The following is a 17,346-nucleotide window of genomic DNA, read 5'->3' on the forward strand; positions in this document are numbered from 1 at the left end:
GGACCCGCGCAGAAAACGCGGATCCCGTGAGGGTGGGCCCCGTCGGGCTCGAACCGACGACCCACGGATTAAAAGTCCGATGCTCTACCAACTGAGCTAGAGGCCCTTGGTATTAAATGTAGCGTGTACTGGTGACCGATGAGTTCCATAAGCCCACCCAGTACTCCGGAGACAAGTTCGACACCTTCGAGGGCGGCGAAGATCCGGCTCAGATCCTGCGCATCGCGCACGACACCGCCCACGCGCTGGTTGCACGCGCGCGCTCGTCGAACGATCCGGCCGTCGTGGAGCGTCTGGTCGCCTACACCGACGAGCACGGCGTAGACGCCCTCTCCGAGCTCTGGGCAAGGTCGAGCGCGAAGAGCCTCCCCGGCGCGTTATGGCGCATCTACCTGCTGAGACTGCTGATCCGCCAAGATCCGGATGGCACGGCCTATCTGTTCCAGCGCGGCAGCGAGATCCTCGGCACCATCGACACCGCCGTCGCGGGGGCGCCCATGCCGACCGGTCCCGACGAGATCACCGAGCTCGCCGACGAGATCCTTCGCGGGCTCTTCCGCGGCGACTTCGCCACGGCGCTCGACCGCGCGGCCGCGTTCTGCCGCATCACCGCGGCGGGCTGCGTGAGCGTGGCTGACGATGTCGACCTGATCACGCCCGAGCGGGGGAGCGAGCTCACCACCCGCGCTCTGCGGCTCACCCTCACGGGCGACGAGTTGAGCACGTGCGCCCGACTGGACCGTGCGGGAAGTCTGGACTGAGGTCGCATCCAGCTTCGATCCGGGTAAAATAGATCTCGCCGGGCCGCGGTAACCCCGGGCTCCACTAATAGCCGCTTCGAGCGGCCTTGCGCCGAGAGGCGTTCTGCGGCCCGGCACCTTCCTCGCCCGGATCGACACCCATCCGATTCACGCATCGCACCGAACTACTGTCATGCTTATGCTCGTGACCCGCGAGACCGACGACCGCCAGGACCTCGGTTCTGGTGAACCCCCCACACAAAACCAACTTCTGGCGCGCGTCGCCGCGGGGGATCAGGCCGCGTTCGCCGAACTCTACGACCAGATCGCGCCCCGGGTTCTCGGGCTCGTCCGCCGCCTGCTGCGCGACCACGCGCAGTCGGAGGAGGTCACCCAGGAGATCTTCCTCGAGATCTGGCAGACGGCCACCCGCTACGACCCGGCCAAGGGCGGTGCCTCGACCTGGATCATGACCATGGCCCACCGGCGCGCGGTCGACCGGGTCCGCGCTTCGCAGGCCTCGCGCGACAGGGATACCAAGATCGGCATCCGTGACTACGATGCCGACTACGACAACGTTTCCGACACCGTGCAGACCCGCATCGAGCACGAAAGGGTGGAAAAGGCGATGCTCCGACTTACCGAGTTGCAACGCCAGGCCGTTTCGCTCGCATACTACGGCGGGTACAGCCACAGCGAAGTGGCGAACCTGCTCAGCGTTCCCATCGGAACGGTGAAAACCAGACTGCGCGACGGCATGATCCGCTTGCGCGACGAATTGGGGGTGGCATCGTGAACGACGACAAACGAGAGTCGGCCGACGATCCGGCCACACTTTTGGGAGCCTACGTGCTGAATGCCCTGTCCATCGAGGAGCGTGCGGCGTTCGAGGCCCACCTCGCCGAATCAGAGACCCTGCGCCACGAGACGACCGAACTCGCCGACACCGCGGTGCTGCTGGGCGGCGCCATCGCACCCGTGCAGCCTTCCGCGGCGCTGAAGGCCAACATCATGAGCCTCATCGCGTCGACCCCGCAGCTGCCGGCCGTCACTGGTCCGGTTGCGGGAGAGTCGGATGCCGCGGCTCCCGTCACCCGGCTGACCGCCGTGCCGGCTCCCGCTGCGTCCACTCCTAAGCTCACGCCCGCCGCCCAGAAGGCCCAGTCCCGCTGGTTCACCCGGCCCGCCGTCGCCCTCGTGTCCGCGGCGGCTGTCGTCGGGCTCATCCTCGGCGGTGGCGTGCTCGTCAACACGATCGGCGAATCGCAGTCGCAGCAGCTCGCGGCCGACCAGCTCGCCGCCATCAACGCTTCCCGCGACATGCAGCAGGCGGTCGCCGAGGTCGAGGGTGGCGGAACGGCCACCTTGGTCTGGTCGAACGAGCTGGCCAGTTCGGCGATGATTGTCGACGGCCTGCCTGCGCTTCCCGACGACAAGGTCTACGAGCTCTGGTACATCGACACCGAGAGTGTCGCGCGTCCCGCTGGCACGTTCGGCGTCGGCGAGAACGGCGCCACCTGGCGCGTGCTCGAGGGCGAGATGCACGCCGGAGACACCGTGGGCGTCACCGTGGAGCCCGACGGCGGCTCCAAGACCCCCACGACGGCCCCGATCGTCGCCATCGCCAGCGCGTAGGCACACCCGGTCCCCCTGACCGCCTCCGGGTCATCCGGAAACTCCACCGCCACCTTTTCGCAACTCAGGCAGAATCGCGGATGCCGCGGCGCCCGCCCCGCGTCGGCGCGGTACCCCGGCTCGTCCCACACATCCAGCCTGAGTTGCGCGACGGGCGTTCGTCATTCAGGACGGATCCCGCCGCTGCCGCCGGCGTGATCACGCCGGTGTGCCGTGCCCGCGCCCCGGATCATCCTGAATCACGAACACGACCCGCCACTCCTCCTCGCAACTCAGGCAGAATCGCGGATACCGCGGCGCCCGCCCCGCAACGGTGCGGGCCGGCCGGCTCCCGGGCGAACCCAGCCTGAGTTGCGCGCGGGGCAGACGAAAAAACGCCCCGCAGATGCGGGGCGTTTTTTCGTGGCGCTGACGGCTCGTTATCCGAACTTGCCGGAGACGTAGTCCTCGGTCGCCTGGACGCTCGGCTTGGAGAACATGGTCGCGGTGTCGTCGTACTCGATGAGCTTGCCGGGGGCGCCGGTGCCGGCGATGTTGAAGAACGCCGTCTTGTCGGAGACGCGCGACGCCTGCTGCATGTTGTGGGTCACGATCACGATCGTGTAGTCGGTCTTCAGCTCCTCGATGAGGTCTTCGATCGCGAGCGTGGAGATCGGGTCGAGGGCCGAGCACGGCTCGTCCATCAGGATGACCTCGGGGGAGACGGCAATCGCGCGGGCGATGCAGAGACGCTGCTGCTGTCCACCGGAGAGACCCGATCCGGGCAGTGCCAGGCGGTCCTTCACCTCTTTCCAGAGGTTGGCGCCCTGCAGGCTCTTCTCGACGAGGTCGTCGCCCTCGCTCTTCGACATGCGCGTGTTGTTCAGCTTGACGCCGGCGAGCACGTTGTCGCGGATCGACATCGTCGGGAACGGGTTGGGGCGCTGGAAGACCATGCCCACCTGGCGGCGCACGAGCACCGGGTCGACGCCGGACGCGTAGAGGTTGTTGCCGTCGATGCGTACTTCACCCTCGACGTGGGCGCCGGGGATGACCTCGTGCATGCGGTTGAGCGTGCGCAGGAAGGTGGACTTGCCGCAACCGCTCGGGCCGATGAAGGCGGTGACGGTGCGGGGTTCGATCGTCAACGTGACATCTTCGACAGCCTTGAACTTGCTGTAGTAGACGTTGAGGTCGTTGACTTCAATGCGCTTGGACACTTGGTTTCCTTATGTTCTGCTGGCCGGTGAGGCTAGCGGCCGAGCTTGGGGGAGAAGATCCGGGCGATGAGACGGGCGATGAGGTTGAGCACCATAACGATCACGATGAGGGTGAGCGCTCCGGCCCATGCGCGGTCGAGATAGGGCTGCACGTCGCTTCCGGGGTTCGCGTACTGGGTGTACACGAACACGGGGAGGGACATCATCTTCTCGTCGAACAGGTTGTAGTTCATGCTGGCGGTAAAGCCGGCGATGATGAGCAGCGGCGCGGTCTCGCCGATCACGCGCGAGATGGCCAGCGTGATGCCGGTCGTGATGCCCGCGATCGAGGTGGGAATGACGATCTTGAGGATCGTGAGCCACTTGGGAACGCCCAGTGCGTAGGATGCCTCGCGCAGTTCGTTCGGGACCAGCTTGAGCATTTCCTCGCTCGAGCGCACCACGACGGGAACCATCAGCAGCGACAGCGCGATTGCGCCGCCGAGGCCGAAGCGGATGCCCGGGTCGTCGAAGAGGAGCGAGAAGAACGCGAAAGCGAACAGGCCGGCGACGATCGACGGGATGCCCGTCATGACGTCGACGAAGAAGGTGATCGCGCGGGCGAGCTGGCCGCGGCCGTATTCGACGAGGTAGATCGCGGTGAGCAGGCCGATCGGAACCGAGATGAGGGTCGCGGCGCCGGTGATGAGCAGCGTGCCCATGATGGCGTGCAGGGCGCCGCCGCCCTCACCGACGACGTTACGCATCGACTGCGAGAAGAAAGCCAGGTCGAAACGGGCCGTGCCGTTGACGAGCACGGTGAAGAGCAGGGACACGAGCGGCAGCAGCGCGATGATGAAGGCGGTCGCGACGAGCGACGTCACGAGACGGTCGCGGGCCTGGCGCGCACCCTCGACGAGATACGTGACCGAGAAGATCAGGATGTCGAAGAGGACGGTGCCGAGGAAGAGCGCGGCGGCGATGTTGAACTCGGTCTCGCCCGCCATCGCGATGATTGCGAAGACGACGATGAAGACGAGCCAGCTGAGGGCGAGCAGTGCCCACGGCGCCCAGCGGGGCAGACGGCCCGAGGTGAGGGCGTTGGTGGTGGGGGTGCGGGTTTCGACGGGCGGCGTGGCCGTTGCGGTGCTCACTAGTTGGCTCCAGAGAACGCCTTGCGGCGGTTGATGACTACGCGGGCGATGGAGTTGATCACGAAGGTGATGGCGAACAGGATGAGGCCCGTCGCGATGAGCGCGTTCACGCCGACGCCGTGGGCCTCGGGGAAGTTCAGCGCGATGTTACCGGCGATGGTGGGGGAGTTCGTCGATCCGGTGAGGACGAAGCTGATGACGAGTGCGGGCGACAACACCATGGCGACCACCATCGTCTCGCCGAGCGCCCGGCCGAGACCGAGCATCGCGGCGGAGATCATTCCGGGGCGACCGAACGGCAGCACGGCCATCTGGATCATTTCCCAGCGCGTAGCGCCGAGGGCCAGCGCGGCCTCCTCGTGCAGCGTCGGCGTCTGCAGGAAGACCTCGCGGGTGACCGCGGTGATGATCGGGATGATCATGACGGCCAGCACGATGGCCACGGTGAGTACCGTGCGACCGGTGCCCGAGACGGGAGGGGTGAAGAGCGGGAACCAGCCGAAGTTGTCGACCAGCCAGTTGTAGAGCGGGGTGACGGCGGGGGCGAGGACCTTGATGCCCCAGAGGCCGAAGACCACCGAAGGAACCGCGGCGAGCAGGTCGATGATGTAGCCGAGCGTCTGTGCGACGCGGCGGGGCGCGTAGTGGGAGATGAACAGCGCGATGCCGATGGAGACCGGAAGGGCCATGAGCAGGGCCAGGAAGGCCGCCCAGACGGTGCCGAAGGCGAGCGGAGCGACGAACTCCCAGAAACTCGACGGCGAGCCCTTGAGCTCGGCGGGATCGGCCATCAGAGCGGGGATGCTCTGGGCGATCAGGAAGACGGCCACGGCGGCGAGGGCCACGAGGATGATGACACCCGCGGTCACGGTGCTCGTTGTGAAGATGCGGTCCCCGAGCCGGAGCTTGGCTCTAGGCGACACTCGTGCTGTCGTCATTCGTGTTCCGGGACCCATCTGCTGGTTGTGGCGAAGAGGTGGAGACCTGAGGCTGTCGGGCTGCGGAGATCCGCAGCCCGACAGTCACAAGGGGGGTGTTGTTACTTGATCGACTCGAGAGCCGTTGCGACCTTGGTGGACAGGTCGGCGGAGAGGGGAGCTGCACCGGCGGCGTCAGCAGCCTCGGCCTGGCCGTCCTCGGAGGTGAGGTACTGCGCGTAGGCCTTGACGAGCGGGCCCTGCTCAGCGTCGGTGTACTCCTGGCAAGCGATGATGTAGCTCACGAGAACCAGCGGGTAGTGCGACGGGTCGGTGGTCAGGCGGTCGAGCTTGATCGCCAGGTCGGTCGCTTCGCGTCCCTCGACGAGGGGCGACTCGGCGACGACTGCAGCTGCAGCCTCGGGGGTGTAGTTGACGAACTCTTCGCCGACCTTGATCGCTGCGACACCGAGGTCGCCGGCCTTGGAAGCGTCCGCGTAACCGATGGTGTTGGTGCCGTTGGTCACTGCGTCAACGACGCCAGTGGTGCCCTGTGCAGCCTCGCCACCAGCGTAGGGGAAGGGGTCGGCCGGAGCGGCGTCCCAGACCTGGGGAGCAACCTTGTTGAGGTAGTCCGCGAAGTTCTTGGTGGTGCCCGAGTCGTCGGCGCGGTGAACGGCCGTGATCGGAGCCGAGGGAAGCGTGGCGTCCTCGTTCAGTGCGGCGATTGCTGCATCGTCCCACGTGGTGATGGTGCCCTTGAAGATGCCGGCGAGGGTCGCGGCGTCGAGGTTGAGCTCGTCAACACCCTCCACGTTGAAGATCACGGCGATCGGGGAGATGTAGGCGGGGACCTCGACGTAGCCGGAGTCGGGGACGCAGGAAGCGAACTCGCCCGCGATCTCGTCGTCGCTGAGTGCCGAGTCGGAACCGGCGAACGAAACGCCGCCCGAGAGGAACGCCTCGCGGCCCGCACCCGAACCGGAGGGCTCGTAGTTGATGGTCACGTCGGGGTTCTCGGTCTGGAATGCTGCGACCCAGGCCTCCTGCGCGCTGCCCTGCGACGATGCGCCTGCACCGTCGAGCGTGCCGGAGAGGGTGCTCTCGGACTCGCCGGCGGGCGCGTCCTCGTTTGCGGCGCATGCGGAGAAGAGCATGGTGCCTGCGATAGCGATAGCAGCGACGCTGCCGAAACGCTTGAAGTTCGTTGTTGCCGTCTTCACGGGTTTCCCTTCGGGAATGTTTTTTGAATACAGGATGAGGGCCGGTGCGACCCAAGAGACGACGCTATGCGCGGAGGTTAACCAGACTCGCCCCACGAGGTGAACGGGAGGTAAACAAGCGCGGAAGGTTTAGGCGACCGCCGGTCCGTGAGACTCCACGGCGACGATTCCGGGGGTAGTGGGGTCTAGTGCGATGTGCAGCACGGCGTACTCGCCCGTGGAGAGTTCTGCCGCCCTGCGCAGCGCGGAATCGGTGCGCGTGCCGGTCAGCCGGGCGACCTCGAGAATGATGTCCGGCAGCACCGGTCCGTGGCTGCAGATCACGGCGGACACGCGCTTGGCGAGCCGCTTGGCCACGACCTTCTCGACGTTTCCGCTGCCGTCTTCCCACGCGTCCTGGCTCACGGCGTTCGACGACTTCACCGGCAGGCCGAGCGCACCGGCGAGCGGTGCGATCGTCGCGAGGCAGCGTGCCGCCGAGCTGCTGATCAGCTTGGCCGGAGCGTAGGCGGCGATGGCCGGTGCGACGCTCAACGCCTGGTCGACGCCCCGCTGCATCAGCGGGCGGGTCGAGTCGGCACCGTCCCAGGTGGAGGGCGGGACCGCCGTGCCGTGGCGCAGCGCGATGATCGCGAAGGTGCGGGCCTGTCCGGCGAGCAGCCGCTCCTCGAACCTGTCGATCACGTCGATGTCGTGTGCGTAGCTGAGCCGCTTGCGCACCTTCTCGATCGGCGCCCATTCCACGGCGGCGATCTCGTTGTTCGGCGTGAAGGTCGAGAGCTCGAGGGCGTGGTCGCTTACCTCGGCCGACCAGTAGTAGACGATCTTCTCCCGGCCGCTGGGCAGCGTGTACTCGACGGTGCCGAGCGGCGCGCCGAGGGTGATGGCCAGCCCGGTCTCTTCGGCGATCTCGCGCACGGCCGTCTGCGGAAGCGTCTCGCCCGGGTCGAGCTTTCCCTTCGGCAGCGAGACATCGGCGCGGGCGGCGCGGTGCACGAGCAGCACGCGGGCCTTGCCGTCGACGAGTCGCCAGACCACGGCACCCGCAGCCAGTACGGGCAGGGTGGAATCGCTCACCGCGTGGTCCTCGAAGTGTCGCTCGCGGTGCATAACGTCATACGGACATTCTGCCGGTACGGATGCCCACCCAGGCCACGTTCTCGTTTACGTAACATTCCTCAGTTGCGCTGGTGCGGCATCCGGGCCCTGAATAGCGTTGACGAATGCTTCGGATGACACGGACCCTCGCTCTCGCGGCCGCGGGTGTCGCCCTGCTCCCGGCTCTCGCCGGCTGCAGTTCGGGCGCGTGCCCGGCCGTCGCCTACCTGTATTCCGTCGACGTGCACGCGACGGGGGAGTTCGCATCACTCGAAGTGTGCGCCGACGGGGTGTGCACCGCGTCTACGGGCGGCGGAGCCGCGGAGGCCGTGCAACCGCCCGAGGGCGAGCTGCCGCCGTTCGCCCTGGAGCGCCGTTCCGACGGGCGGTGGAGTGTCACCTCGTTGCAATCCGCGCCCGACCGCCTCACCCTGCGCGCGCTAGACAGCGACGGAGCGGTGGTCGCCGAGCGCGGCTACGAGCTGGAGTGGACCAGAACGGGCGGCTCGGAGCAGTGCGGAGGTCCCATGGAGACCCCCGCACTCGACTTCGACGCGACCGCGGACTAGCGGCTGATCGCGCGCTTGCGCTGCGAGATGCGCTTCATGATGACGTTCTGCATGTCGCGCAACGGTTCGCCTTCGGAGGTGCGTGAGTGCCGCGTCCATTCGCCGTCGCCGTCGAGCCACCACGACGAGGTGTCCTCGGCGAGAGCGAGCTCGAACAGTTCGTCGATCTGGCGCAGCTGGTCGGGCGCCACGAGACGCACGAGCGCCTCGACGCGGCGGTCGAGGTTGCGGTGCATCATGTCGGCGCTGCCGATGTAGACCTGCGGGTCGCCGTTGTTGACGAACGTGAAGATGCGCGCGTGCTCGAGGTAACGGCCGAGCACCGAACGCACGCGGATGTTCTCGCTCAGCCCGGGGACACCGGGGCGAAGGCCGCAGATGCCGCGCACCACCAGGTCGACGGGAACGCCCGCGTTGCTCGCCTGGTACAGCGCGTCGATGATCGCCTCGTCGACGATCGAGTTGAGCTTGATGCGGATGCCACTCGGCAGGCCGGCCTTGGCGTTCTCGGTCTCGGTCTTGATGTGCTTGAGCAGGCCCTTGCGCAGGTGCAGGGGAGCGACGAGCAGGCGCTTGAACTTCTTCTCGATGGCGTAGCCCGAGAGCTCGTTGAACAGGCGGGTGAGGTCTTTGCCGACCACGTCGTCGTCGGTGAGCAGGCCGAGGTCTTCGTAGATGCGGCTGGTCTTCGGGTTGTAGTTACCCGTGCCGATGTGGCTGTAGTGCTTGAGAACGCCGTGCTCCTGGCGGATCACGAGTGCGAGCTTGCAGTGGGTCTTGAGCCCGACGAGGCCGTAGACCACGTGCACGCCGGCCTTCTCGAGCTTGCGCGCCCAGTTGATGTTCGCGGTCTCGTCGAAGCGCGCCTTGATCTCGACCAGTGCGAGCACGGCCTTTCCGGCCTCGGCCGCGGCGATGAGCGCCTCGACGATGGGGCTGTCGCCGCTCGTGCGGTAGAGCGTCTGCTTGATGGCGAGAACGTTCGGGTCGGCGGCGGCCTGCTCGAGGAACGTCTGCACGCTCGTCGAGAACGACTCGTAGGGGTGGTGCACCAGCACGTCGCTCTTCGAGATCGATGTGAAGATGTTCGGCGCCGCGTTCGGCTCGTTCGGCAGCAGGTTCACGCTCGTGGTCGGTACGTGCTTGGCGTACTTCAGCAGCGGGCGGTCGATGCGGTTGAGCTGGAACAGTCCGCCGAGGTCGAGCGGCGCGGGAAGGCGGTAGACCTCCTGCTCGGTGATGTCGAGCTCGCGAACGAGCAGCCCGAGGGTGAGGTCGTCCATGTCCTCGGTGATCTCGAGGCGGATGGGCGGGCCGAACCGGCGGTTGAGCAGCTGCTTCTCGAGCGCCTGGATCAGGTTCTCCGACTCGTCCTCGTCGACCTCGACGTCTTCGTTGCGGGTGACCCGGAACTCGTGGTGCTCCAGGATCTCCATGCCGGGGAAGAGCTCGCTGAGGTGGTTGGAGATCAGGTCTTCGATCGGGATGAAACGCAGGCGGCCGGTGCCGTCGTTGGGCAACTGCACGAATCGCGGCAGCACGGTCGGCACCTTGAGGCGCGCGAACTCCACCTTGTCGGTCTTCGGGTTGCGCACGCGCACGGCCAGGTTGAGCGAGAGGCCGGAGATGTAGGGGAAGGGGTGCGCCGGGTCGACGGCGAGCGGCATGAGCACCGGGAAGATCTGCAGCGAGAAGATCTCGTGCGCGCGGTCGCGGTCGGCCTCGTCGAGGTCGCTCCACACCTCGATGTGGATGCCGGCCTCGTCGAGCGCGGGCTTCACGTGCTCGCCGAAGGCGACGGCGTGACGGTGCTGCAGCTCGTGCGCCTTGGCGCTCACGGCGGCGAGCACGTCCTCGGGTGCGCGGCCCACATTGGTCGGCACGGCGAGCCCGGTGGCGATGCGGCGCTTCAGGCCGGCGACGCGCACCATGAAGAACTCGTCGAGGTTCGAGGTGAAGATGGCGAGGAAGTTCGCGCGCTCCAGCAGCGGCAGCGTGGTGTCTTCGGCCAGTTCGAGCACCCGCTGGTTGAAGGCCAGCCAGCTCAGCTCGCGGTCGAGGTAGCGGTCGTAGGGCAGCGAGCCGTCGTCGACGCTCGACGACTCGTCGATGTCGTACTCGTCGAGCGATTCGCTCGGTGCCGGTGCGTCGAGGAGGGTGTTTTCGCTGTCCATCCCGCCATCATCCCACTGTCTCGTGAATGAGCGGTGAACGAGTTAGCCGGCGTTACGCCTTCGCGTACTGGACGTCGACCGCGTGATCGCCGAAACCGAACGACCGGTAGAGGCGCAGTGCGGCCTCGTTGTCTGCCTCGACATAGAGGCTGGAGATGCGGATGCCGCGCGCGGCCAGTCGGGAAAGCCCCGCCTCGACGAGGCGGCGGCCCAGCCCCTCGCCCTGACGGTCGGGAGAGACACCGACCACGTAGAACTCGCCGATCCCGTGTTCCACCTTGAGCCAGCAGTAGCCGATCAGCTCGTCGCCGTCACGCAGCACGAGAAAGTCCTCGGCGTCGAACCACGGCTCGGCCATCAGCACGTCGAGGTCGGCGCGCGTGACGGCGCCCTGCTCGGGGTGCGCGGCGAACGCGCGGGCGTTGAGCGCGAGCCACGCGGCCTCGTCGGTGCCGCGGCGGAAGGCGTCGATGTCGTTCTGCTGATTGACTCGGCCGTCCACGGCCGTATCGAAGTCGACGCCGCCCAACCGCAGCTGCAACAGCTCCCGCACCGCCTCGAGCCCGTGGCTCGCGGCGAGGGCCCGGGCGGCCTTGTGGTCCCCGTGCGCCCAGACGCGCAGCCGCGGCGAGCGTGTCAGCAATTCTTCGAGCAACGCCGTTCCGTGACCGTGCCGCCGGGCATCCGGATCCACGACGAATTCCGCCTCCCCGTCCCGCACCAGCGCCGCCGCGACATCCCCGATCACGAGCAGCTCGCGCGCTCCGGTGGCGAGCTCGACGAGGCTGCCGTCGGAGAACGGCGGCTGGCCGTCGGCGCGGGTTGCGCGCTGGATGAGCACGTCGAGCCAGTCGGGGCGAGTGGGTAGGGTTTCGACGGTCATGTAACAATCCTCCCTCGCGGGCTCGGTCGGCGCTGGGGTCGCAGAATCGCTAGCGCGATTCTCCCTAGCTCCACCGCGTCAGTTGGCGAGGGGCGCGGGGAAGCGCTCGTTCTCGTCGTCGTACACGTTGAAGCGGTAACCGACGTTGCGCACGGTGCCGATGAGTGACTCGAGGTCGCCGAGCTTGGCGCGCAGGCGTCGCACGTGCACGTCGACCGTGCGGGTTCCGCCGAAGTAGTCGTAGCCCCACACCTCGCTGAGCAACTGCTCGCGGGTGAAGACGCGGGAGGGGTGTGTGGCGAGGAAGCGCAGCAGCTCGAACTCCTTGAAGGTGAGGTCGAGCGGCTTGCCGTGCACCTTCGCCGAGTAGCTGGCCTCGTCGATAACGACACCGGAGGCCTGGATCTTGCTGCTCGACTTGTCCTGGGCCTGGCGTCCGATCGCGAGCCGGATGCGGGCATCCGCCTCCGCCGGTCCGGCGCCCTCGAGGATGACGTCGTCGACGCCCCAGTCGGCGCTGACCGCGGTGAGGCCGCCCTCGGTGAGGATGAGGATGAGCGGAACCGTCACGCCCGTGGTGTTGAGGATCTTGCAGAGCGACTTCGAGCTGGCCAGGTCGTAGCGCGCGTCGATGAAGATGAGGTCGCACGTGGGCGCGTTGATGAGCGAAGCCGGCTCGGCCGGGATTTGTCGAGTTTTATGACTGAGTAGCCCCAATGCGGGGAGAACGTCATTGTCGCCCGCAGAGGTCAGGATAAGCAGCTGCGCCACGGGTCCTCCAAAGTGCCTGCGCACAGTCTACAAGCGCCTTAAGATTGCTTTGTGACCTGGCAGCTGGCAAGCATCCTCCCCGTATGGGCCCTCGCGATCATCGGAAGCGTCGTGATCGGACTCTTTTCGATGCCCGGGCAGTACTTCGTCTGGGTGCCGATCGTGTTCGCCGCCGCGATCCTCTCGGCGTTCACCATCCAGCTGGCGATCCGCCGCAAAGAGGGTTTCGTGACCCGGGTCATGACCTCGACCGGCGGAGCGCTCGTGGTGCTCGTGGTCTCCACGGCGATTTTCGCCGTCGCATCCTGAGCTCGCGCACGAAACGCGGTTAGGCTGGTCCCATGGTCATCGCCCTGGAACTCTTCTTCACCGGACTCCTCATTCTGGCGAGCCTCGCGATCGGGTATACCTCGATCGTCGTGCTCTACAACCTCTTCCGCGGCCAGCGCTAGTCGCCGGGGGCGCTTCGTGATCGAGCTCAACTCCGACCTGCCCGCCGAACTCGTACCACTCTCCTGGCTCATCGGACTCTGGGAGGGCACCGGCGTCGTGCACTACGCCGTGGGCGACGAGATCCGCGAGCACGAATTCGGCCAGCGCCTCAGCTTCACGCACGACGGCCTGCCGTACCTGAACTACAGCTCGTACACCTGGTCGCTCAACGACCAGAACACCCCGCACGTCGCGGAGACCGGCTACTGGCGGCTCAGCCGGCCGTCGCACGCCGGCGACTCGGGCCCAGGCATGCTCCCGGGCGTCGGCGCGAAGCCCTATGCCGACGCGGAGTCGGTCGAGACGCTGCGCAACGCCAACGGCGGCTTCGACATCGAGGTATCGCTCGTGCATCCGCTCGGGGTGAGCGAGCTCTACATCGGGCAGATCAAAGGGCCGCGCATCGATATAGCGACGGATGCCGTGCTGCGCACGGCCACGGCCAAGGAGTACACCGCGGCGACCCGCATCTACGGCCTGGTCGACAGCAAGCTGCTCTGGGCATGGGACATCGCCGCGTTCGGCCAAGACCTGCGCACGCACTCGTCGGGGAGCCTCAGCCGTGTCGAGTGAGTTCGAAACACTTCCCGGCGCCGTCGGCTCGCCTCCCCAGCACTACGGCAACCCGCTCGGCGAGCAGAAGCGTCTCGCAGCGGGCGAGGCGGTCGTCGACCTTTCCGACCGCGCCGTCATCACTCTCTCCGGCCCCGACCGGCTGACCTGGCTCGACTCGCTCACCTCCCAGTCGGTCAAGGGCATGCGACCCGGCGACTCGGGCGAGACCCTGCAGCTCGACGTCAATGGCCGCCTCGAGTACGCGATCCGTCTCGTCGAGGACGGCGAGACCGCGTGGCTGCTCGTCGACGCCGACCAGGCCGAGGGGCTCGTCTCCTGGCTCACGAAGATGCGCTTTATGCTGCGCGTCGAGATCGCCGACCGCACCGCCGACTACGCGACCATCGGCTCGCTCGGGTCGGCGCCGTTCGACTCCGCGGGACTCGAAGCGGCGGCACCGAACGGCGTACCGCTCGTCTGGAACGACCCCTGGGCCGACGTCGTCGCCGGCGGTCACCAGTACGCGAACGTGGCCGAACACCCGGGCGCCGAATGGCGGTACACCGAGAGGCTGATCGACCGGAGTGCGCTCGCCGCGGCATCCGCACTGCCCGCCGCAGGCACGCTCGCTCTCGAGGCGCTGCGCGTGGCTGCCTGGCGTCCGCGCTTCGCGACCGAGGTCGACGAGAAATCGATCCCGCACGAACTCGACTGGCTGCGCTCGGCCGTGCACCTCACCAAGGGCTGCTACCGCGGGCAAGAGACGGTCGCCAAGGTGCACAACCTCGGGCACCCGCCGCGCCGCCTCGTGATGCTGCACCTCGACGGGTCAGACGGGGTGCTGCCCGCGGCGGGCGACTCCGTCGTCGTCGCCGGGCTCGACGACCCGATCGGGGTCGTGACCACGTCGGCCCTGCACTACGAGCTCGGCCCGGTCGCGCTCGCGGTCATCAAGCGCAGTACCGAGCACGACGCGAAGCTCGACGTGTTGTCCGACGGAATCCGCATCGCCGCGGCACAAGAAGTAATCGTGCCGCGCGACGCCGGCGCCGAGGCCAACGTGCCGCGGCTGCCGCGCCTCGGTGCCGTGCGCCGCTAAACCCGTGGTCTCCTCGTCGGCCGACAGGCTACGCCGGTTCGAACGCAGCATGCGGCGCAGGCTCGACCTGAAGATCGCGGTGACGCGGGCGTGGAACTCGGTGCCGGCGGCGCTGCAGATCGTCGTCGCGGTCGTGGCGAGTTACGCATTCTCGCACTACGTTCTCGGGCACTCCGTGCCGCTGCTGTCGATAACCGTGGCCATCTCGAGTCTCGGCTTCGGTCGTGATGCCCGGCCGCGGCGCGTCTTCGACTCGGTGGTCGGCATCCTGGTCGGCATCCTGTTCAGCGAGCTGCTGTTCACGCTGCTCGGAAGCGGGGTGTGGCAGATCGCTCTCATCCTGTTCCTCACCTTCGTGATCGCGCGGCTGGCGTCACCGAGTTCGGCCTTCGCCGCGGCCGCCGGCATCCAGTCGATGATGGTGATGCTGCTCCCCGACCCCGACGGGGGAGTGCTCACCCGCAGCGTCGACGGTCTCGTGGGCGGCGTCATCGCGCTGCTCGTGACCGCGCTGGTGCCGCGCGACCCGCGCGCGCTCGCCCGGCGCGACGCCGGACGGCTGCTCTCGACGCTCGCCGAGTCGTTCGAATCGCTGCTCGACGGCCTGCGCACCGGCGACGAGGCCGCGGCGTCGCTCGCCGTGACGCGGCTGCGGCGCACGCAACCGCTGCTCGACGACTGGAGCGCGGCGCTCGACTCCGCCCTGTCGATCGCGCGCATCTCGCCCTTCCTGCGTCGGCACCTGCCCGCGTTACGGCACCAGGCGCGCGTGCTGCAGGGGCTCGACCTCGCCGCCCGGCACCTGCGGGTGATGGACCGGCGCGTGTCGTTCCTGCTGCGCGACGGCGCCTCCCGCCCGCAACTGGCCGAGCTGCTCGGCGAGGTGGCCGCCGGCATCACCGTGCTCGGCGAGAGCATCGACGACCCGGTCAGGGCGAAGGAGGCCGCGGCGATCTTCGAGCGCATCGCCCCGCGGCTCGACCCCGCCGTCATCATGCCGGGTGCACCGGTGACGGAGACGATCATCGTGCTGCTGACCCGGCCGCTCGTGGTCGACCTGCTGGTGGCGTCGGGGCGCTCGGGCGACGACGCGCGGGCGCTGCTGCCGGCGGTCTAACCCGGCGCGATCCCGATGGCGACCGCCAGACTGCTCGCGAGCCGGTTTCGGCTGAATGAGGCGACCGCGGACGCCTCATTCAGCCGGAATCGGCTCATCTGCGGGCCGGCGACGCCATCAGCGCCCCCACGCGAAGCCGAGCGGCTCGACCGCGTGCCACGCCACCGTCAGTTCGCCGAGCCGCCAGCGCGACTTGGTGCCGAGAACCGGCCAGCCGTCGGCGCGCAGGCCCTGCGCCGTAGCGATCCACCGCTGGCTCGGCGCGTAGGTCGAGAGCGGCGCGTTGTACTGCCAGTGCTTGTCGAGAGCGGCGAGGAAGGCGTGCACCTTCTCGCCCTCCACGTTGCGGTGGATCAGCACCTTGGGCAGGCGTTCCGCCACGATCGACGGCCGGTCGAGACCATCGAGGCGCAGGGAAATCGTGAACGTCTGGGGGCCGTCGGCCGTGACATCCACCCAGCTCGCCACCCGGCCCACCTCGTTGCAGGTGCCCTCGACGAGAACGCCACCCGGCTGCAGCCTGTCGACGCAGCGGTGCCAGTTCTCGAGCACGAGCGACTCGTCGTACTGCCGCAACACGTTGAAGGCGCGGATGACCGCCGCCCTGCGACCGGCGGGCAACGGCACCTCGAAGCCGCCGAGGCGGAAGCTGACCCCCGCCTTGGCGCTGAGCGAGGCGAGCTTCACGCGGGCGGGATCGATCTCGATGCCGATCACCTCGACGTCGGGGCGCACCTTCGAGAGTCGGTGGTGCAGTTCGAGGCTGGTAGTCGCGGATGCGCCGTAGCCGAGGTCGACCACGAGCGGGTCCGCGGTGCGACGCAGGCCGGCGAGGGTCGCGATCCACCGGTCGACGCGGCGGAGACGGTTCGTGCCCGTCGTGCCACGCGTAATGGATCCGATGGGCATTGGTCAAGTATCCCAGCACGCCGGTTTCGATACACGACGCGGACGGCCTTACTCAAGCCGTTGGATGGATAGGCTGAATCCATGACTTACACGCTGATCCTGCTGCGCCATGGAAACTCCGACTGGAACCAGAAGAACCTCTTCACCGGATGGGTCGACGTGCGACTCAGCGACCAGGGCGTCGACGAAGCCAAGCGTGCGGGCGAGCTGCTCGCCGCGTCCGGCCTGAAGCCGGAGATCCTGTACACGAGCGTGCTGACCCGCGCCATCCAGACCGCGAACCTCGCGCTCGAGGTCGCCGACCGCCTCTGGATCCCGGTGAAGCGCACCTGGCGCCTGAACGAGCGCCACTACGGCGCACTGCAGGGCCTCGACAAGGCGGAGACGCTGGAGAAGTTCGGCCAAGAGAAGTTCATGGAGTGGCGTCGCAGCTTCGATGTGCCGCCGCCCGTGCTCGAAGACGACGCCGAGTACAGCCAGGTGCATGACGAGCGCTACATCGGCATCGACGGGGAGATCCCGCGCACCGAGAGCCTCGCCCTCGTGATCGACCGCATGCTTCCCTACTGGGAGAGCGACATCACCGTCGACCTCAAGGCGGGAAAGACGGTGCTGGTCACCGCGCACGGCAACTCGCTGCGCGCGCTCATCAAGCACCTCGACCACATCAGCGACGCCGACATCTCGGAGCTGAACGTGCCCACGGGCATCCCGCTGGTCTACGAGCTCGACGACAACCTCGTGCCGGTCAAGCCGGCGTACTACCTCGACCCCGAGGCCGCCGCGGCAGGCGCCGCCGCGGTCGCGAACCAGGGCAAGAAGTAGCCCGCAA

At 67.7% G+C, this 17,346-nt stretch carries 18 protein-coding genes and 1 tRNA gene; 9 read left to right on the top strand and 10 right to left on the bottom strand.

Annotation, left to right across the window (positions count from 1 at the left end; all coding sequences use genetic code 11):
• Positions 1–33: 33 nt before the first annotated feature.
• Positions 34–106, bottom strand: a tRNA-Lys gene (locus IEV96_RS14650).
• 25 nt (positions 107–131) lie between these two features.
• Here IEV96_RS14650 and IEV96_RS14655 point away from each other — a divergent pair.
• The 3 genes from IEV96_RS14655 to IEV96_RS14665 all read left to right on the top strand — a co-directional run bounded on the left by IEV96_RS14655 (position 132) and on the right by IEV96_RS14665 (position 2,375).
• Positions 132–761, top strand: coding sequence for a DNA-directed RNA polymerase subunit beta (locus tag IEV96_RS14655; RefSeq protein WP_188511492.1), 630 nt, complete (start codon positions 132–134; stop codon positions 759–761).
• A gap of 178 nt (positions 762–939) precedes the next feature.
• A complete protein-coding gene (locus IEV96_RS14660; protein WP_229733487.1) occupies positions 940–1,536 on the top strand; it encodes a sigma-70 family RNA polymerase sigma factor in 597 nt (198 codons plus the stop codon).
• On the top strand, positions 1,533–2,375 hold the full coding sequence (locus tag IEV96_RS14665) for an anti-sigma factor (protein WP_229733432.1): 843 nt from the start codon (positions 1,533–1,535) through the stop codon (positions 2,373–2,375). The genes IEV96_RS14660 and IEV96_RS14665 overlap by 4 nt, the downstream gene beginning before the upstream one ends.
• Before the next feature lie 419 nt (positions 2,376–2,794).
• On the opposite strand, the gene pstB is transcribed toward IEV96_RS14665, so the two are convergent.
• From pstB to IEV96_RS14690, 5 genes are all read right to left on the bottom strand, one after another.
• The gene (gene pstB / locus IEV96_RS14670) at positions 2,795–3,574 is read right to left on the bottom strand and encodes a phosphate ABC transporter ATP-binding protein PstB (RefSeq protein ID WP_188511494.1); all 780 of its coding nucleotides are present in this window, start codon (positions 3,572–3,574) and stop codon (positions 2,795–2,797) included.
• Between the two features lie 32 nt (positions 3,575–3,606).
• Positions 3,607–4,707, bottom strand: coding sequence for a phosphate ABC transporter permease PstA (gene pstA, locus IEV96_RS14675; RefSeq protein WP_188511495.1), 1,101 nt, complete (start codon positions 4,705–4,707; stop codon positions 3,607–3,609).
• Positions 4,707–5,645 (bottom strand): phosphate ABC transporter permease subunit PstC, encoded by a 939-nt coding sequence (gene pstC / locus IEV96_RS14680; RefSeq protein ID WP_188511496.1) that lies wholly within the window; start codon positions 5,643–5,645, stop codon positions 4,707–4,709. Before pstC ends, pstA begins: the two co-directional genes overlap by 1 nt.
• Before the next feature lie 101 nt (positions 5,646–5,746).
• Positions 5,747–6,781 (bottom strand): phosphate ABC transporter substrate-binding protein PstS, encoded by a 1,035-nt coding sequence (locus tag IEV96_RS14685; RefSeq protein WP_188511836.1) that lies wholly within the window; start codon positions 6,779–6,781, stop codon positions 5,747–5,749.
• Positions 6,782–6,976: 195 nt separating this feature from the next.
• Positions 6,977–7,924, bottom strand: coding sequence for an NUDIX hydrolase (locus tag IEV96_RS14690; protein ID WP_229733433.1), 948 nt, complete (start codon positions 7,922–7,924; stop codon positions 6,977–6,979).
• Between the two features lie 146 nt (positions 7,925–8,070).
• Between IEV96_RS14690 and IEV96_RS14695 the strand changes: the two genes are divergently transcribed.
• Positions 8,071–8,514 (top strand): hypothetical protein, encoded by a 444-nt coding sequence (locus tag IEV96_RS14695; protein ID WP_188511498.1) that lies wholly within the window; start codon positions 8,071–8,073, stop codon positions 8,512–8,514.
• Here IEV96_RS14695 and IEV96_RS14700 read toward each other — a convergent pair.
• From IEV96_RS14700 to IEV96_RS14710, 3 genes are all read right to left on the bottom strand, one after another.
• Positions 8,511–10,688, bottom strand: a complete 2,178-nt coding sequence (locus IEV96_RS14700; RefSeq protein WP_188511499.1) for an RNA degradosome polyphosphate kinase — start codon at positions 10,686–10,688, stop codon at positions 8,511–8,513. The two genes, IEV96_RS14695 and IEV96_RS14700, sit on opposite strands and share 4 nt — an antisense overlap.
• A 52-nt stretch (positions 10,689–10,740) precedes the next feature.
• The gene (gene mshD, locus IEV96_RS14705; protein WP_188511500.1) at positions 10,741–11,571 is read right to left on the bottom strand and encodes a mycothiol synthase; all 831 of its coding nucleotides are present in this window, start codon (positions 11,569–11,571) and stop codon (positions 10,741–10,743) included.
• A 78-nt stretch (positions 11,572–11,649) separates the two neighbouring features.
• Positions 11,650–12,342 carry a response regulator transcription factor gene (locus IEV96_RS14710; protein WP_188511501.1) on the bottom strand — a complete coding sequence of 231 codons (693 nt, stop codon included), beginning with the start codon at positions 12,340–12,342 and terminating at the stop codon, positions 11,650–11,652.
• A 51-nt stretch (positions 12,343–12,393) separates the two neighbouring features.
• Here IEV96_RS14710 and IEV96_RS14715 point away from each other — a divergent pair, with 51 nt between their 5' ends.
• The 4 genes from IEV96_RS14715 to IEV96_RS14730 all read left to right on the top strand — a co-directional run bounded on the left by IEV96_RS14715 (position 12,394) and on the right by IEV96_RS14730 (position 15,605).
• Positions 12,394–12,651 (top strand): hypothetical protein, encoded by a 258-nt coding sequence (locus tag IEV96_RS14715; protein WP_188511502.1) that lies wholly within the window; start codon positions 12,394–12,396, stop codon positions 12,649–12,651.
• A 159-nt stretch (positions 12,652–12,810) separates the two neighbouring features.
• Positions 12,811–13,407 carry a heme-binding beta-barrel domain-containing protein gene (locus IEV96_RS14720; protein ID WP_188511503.1) on the top strand — a complete coding sequence of 199 codons (597 nt, stop codon included), beginning with the start codon at positions 12,811–12,813 and terminating at the stop codon, positions 13,405–13,407.
• Positions 13,397–14,488, top strand: coding sequence for a CAF17-like 4Fe-4S cluster assembly/insertion protein YgfZ (gene ygfZ, locus IEV96_RS14725; RefSeq protein ID WP_188511504.1), 1,092 nt, complete (start codon positions 13,397–13,399; stop codon positions 14,486–14,488). Before IEV96_RS14720 ends, ygfZ begins: the two co-directional genes overlap by 11 nt.
• A gap of 49 nt (positions 14,489–14,537) precedes the next feature.
• Positions 14,538–15,605, top strand: coding sequence for an FUSC family protein (locus tag IEV96_RS14730; protein ID WP_188511505.1), 1,068 nt, complete (start codon positions 14,538–14,540; stop codon positions 15,603–15,605).
• A 117-nt stretch (positions 15,606–15,722) separates the two neighbouring features.
• On the opposite strand, the gene IEV96_RS14735 is transcribed toward IEV96_RS14730, so the two are convergent.
• Entirely contained in the window at positions 15,723–16,514 is a 792-nt protein-coding gene (locus IEV96_RS14735; RefSeq protein ID WP_188511506.1) for a class I SAM-dependent methyltransferase, read from the bottom strand.
• Positions 16,515–16,595: 81 nt separating this feature from the next.
• Here IEV96_RS14735 and IEV96_RS14740 point away from each other — a divergent pair, with 81 nt between their 5' ends.
• On the top strand, positions 16,596–17,339 hold the full coding sequence (locus IEV96_RS14740; protein WP_188511507.1) for a phosphoglyceromutase: 744 nt from the start codon (positions 16,596–16,598) through the stop codon (positions 17,337–17,339).
• Positions 17,340–17,346 lie beyond the last annotated feature (7 nt).

Origin of the sequence: Conyzicola nivalis (assembly GCF_014639655.1) — a bacterium.
GTDB classification, from domain to species: domain Bacteria; phylum Actinomycetota; class Actinomycetes; order Actinomycetales; family Microbacteriaceae; genus Conyzicola; species Conyzicola nivalis.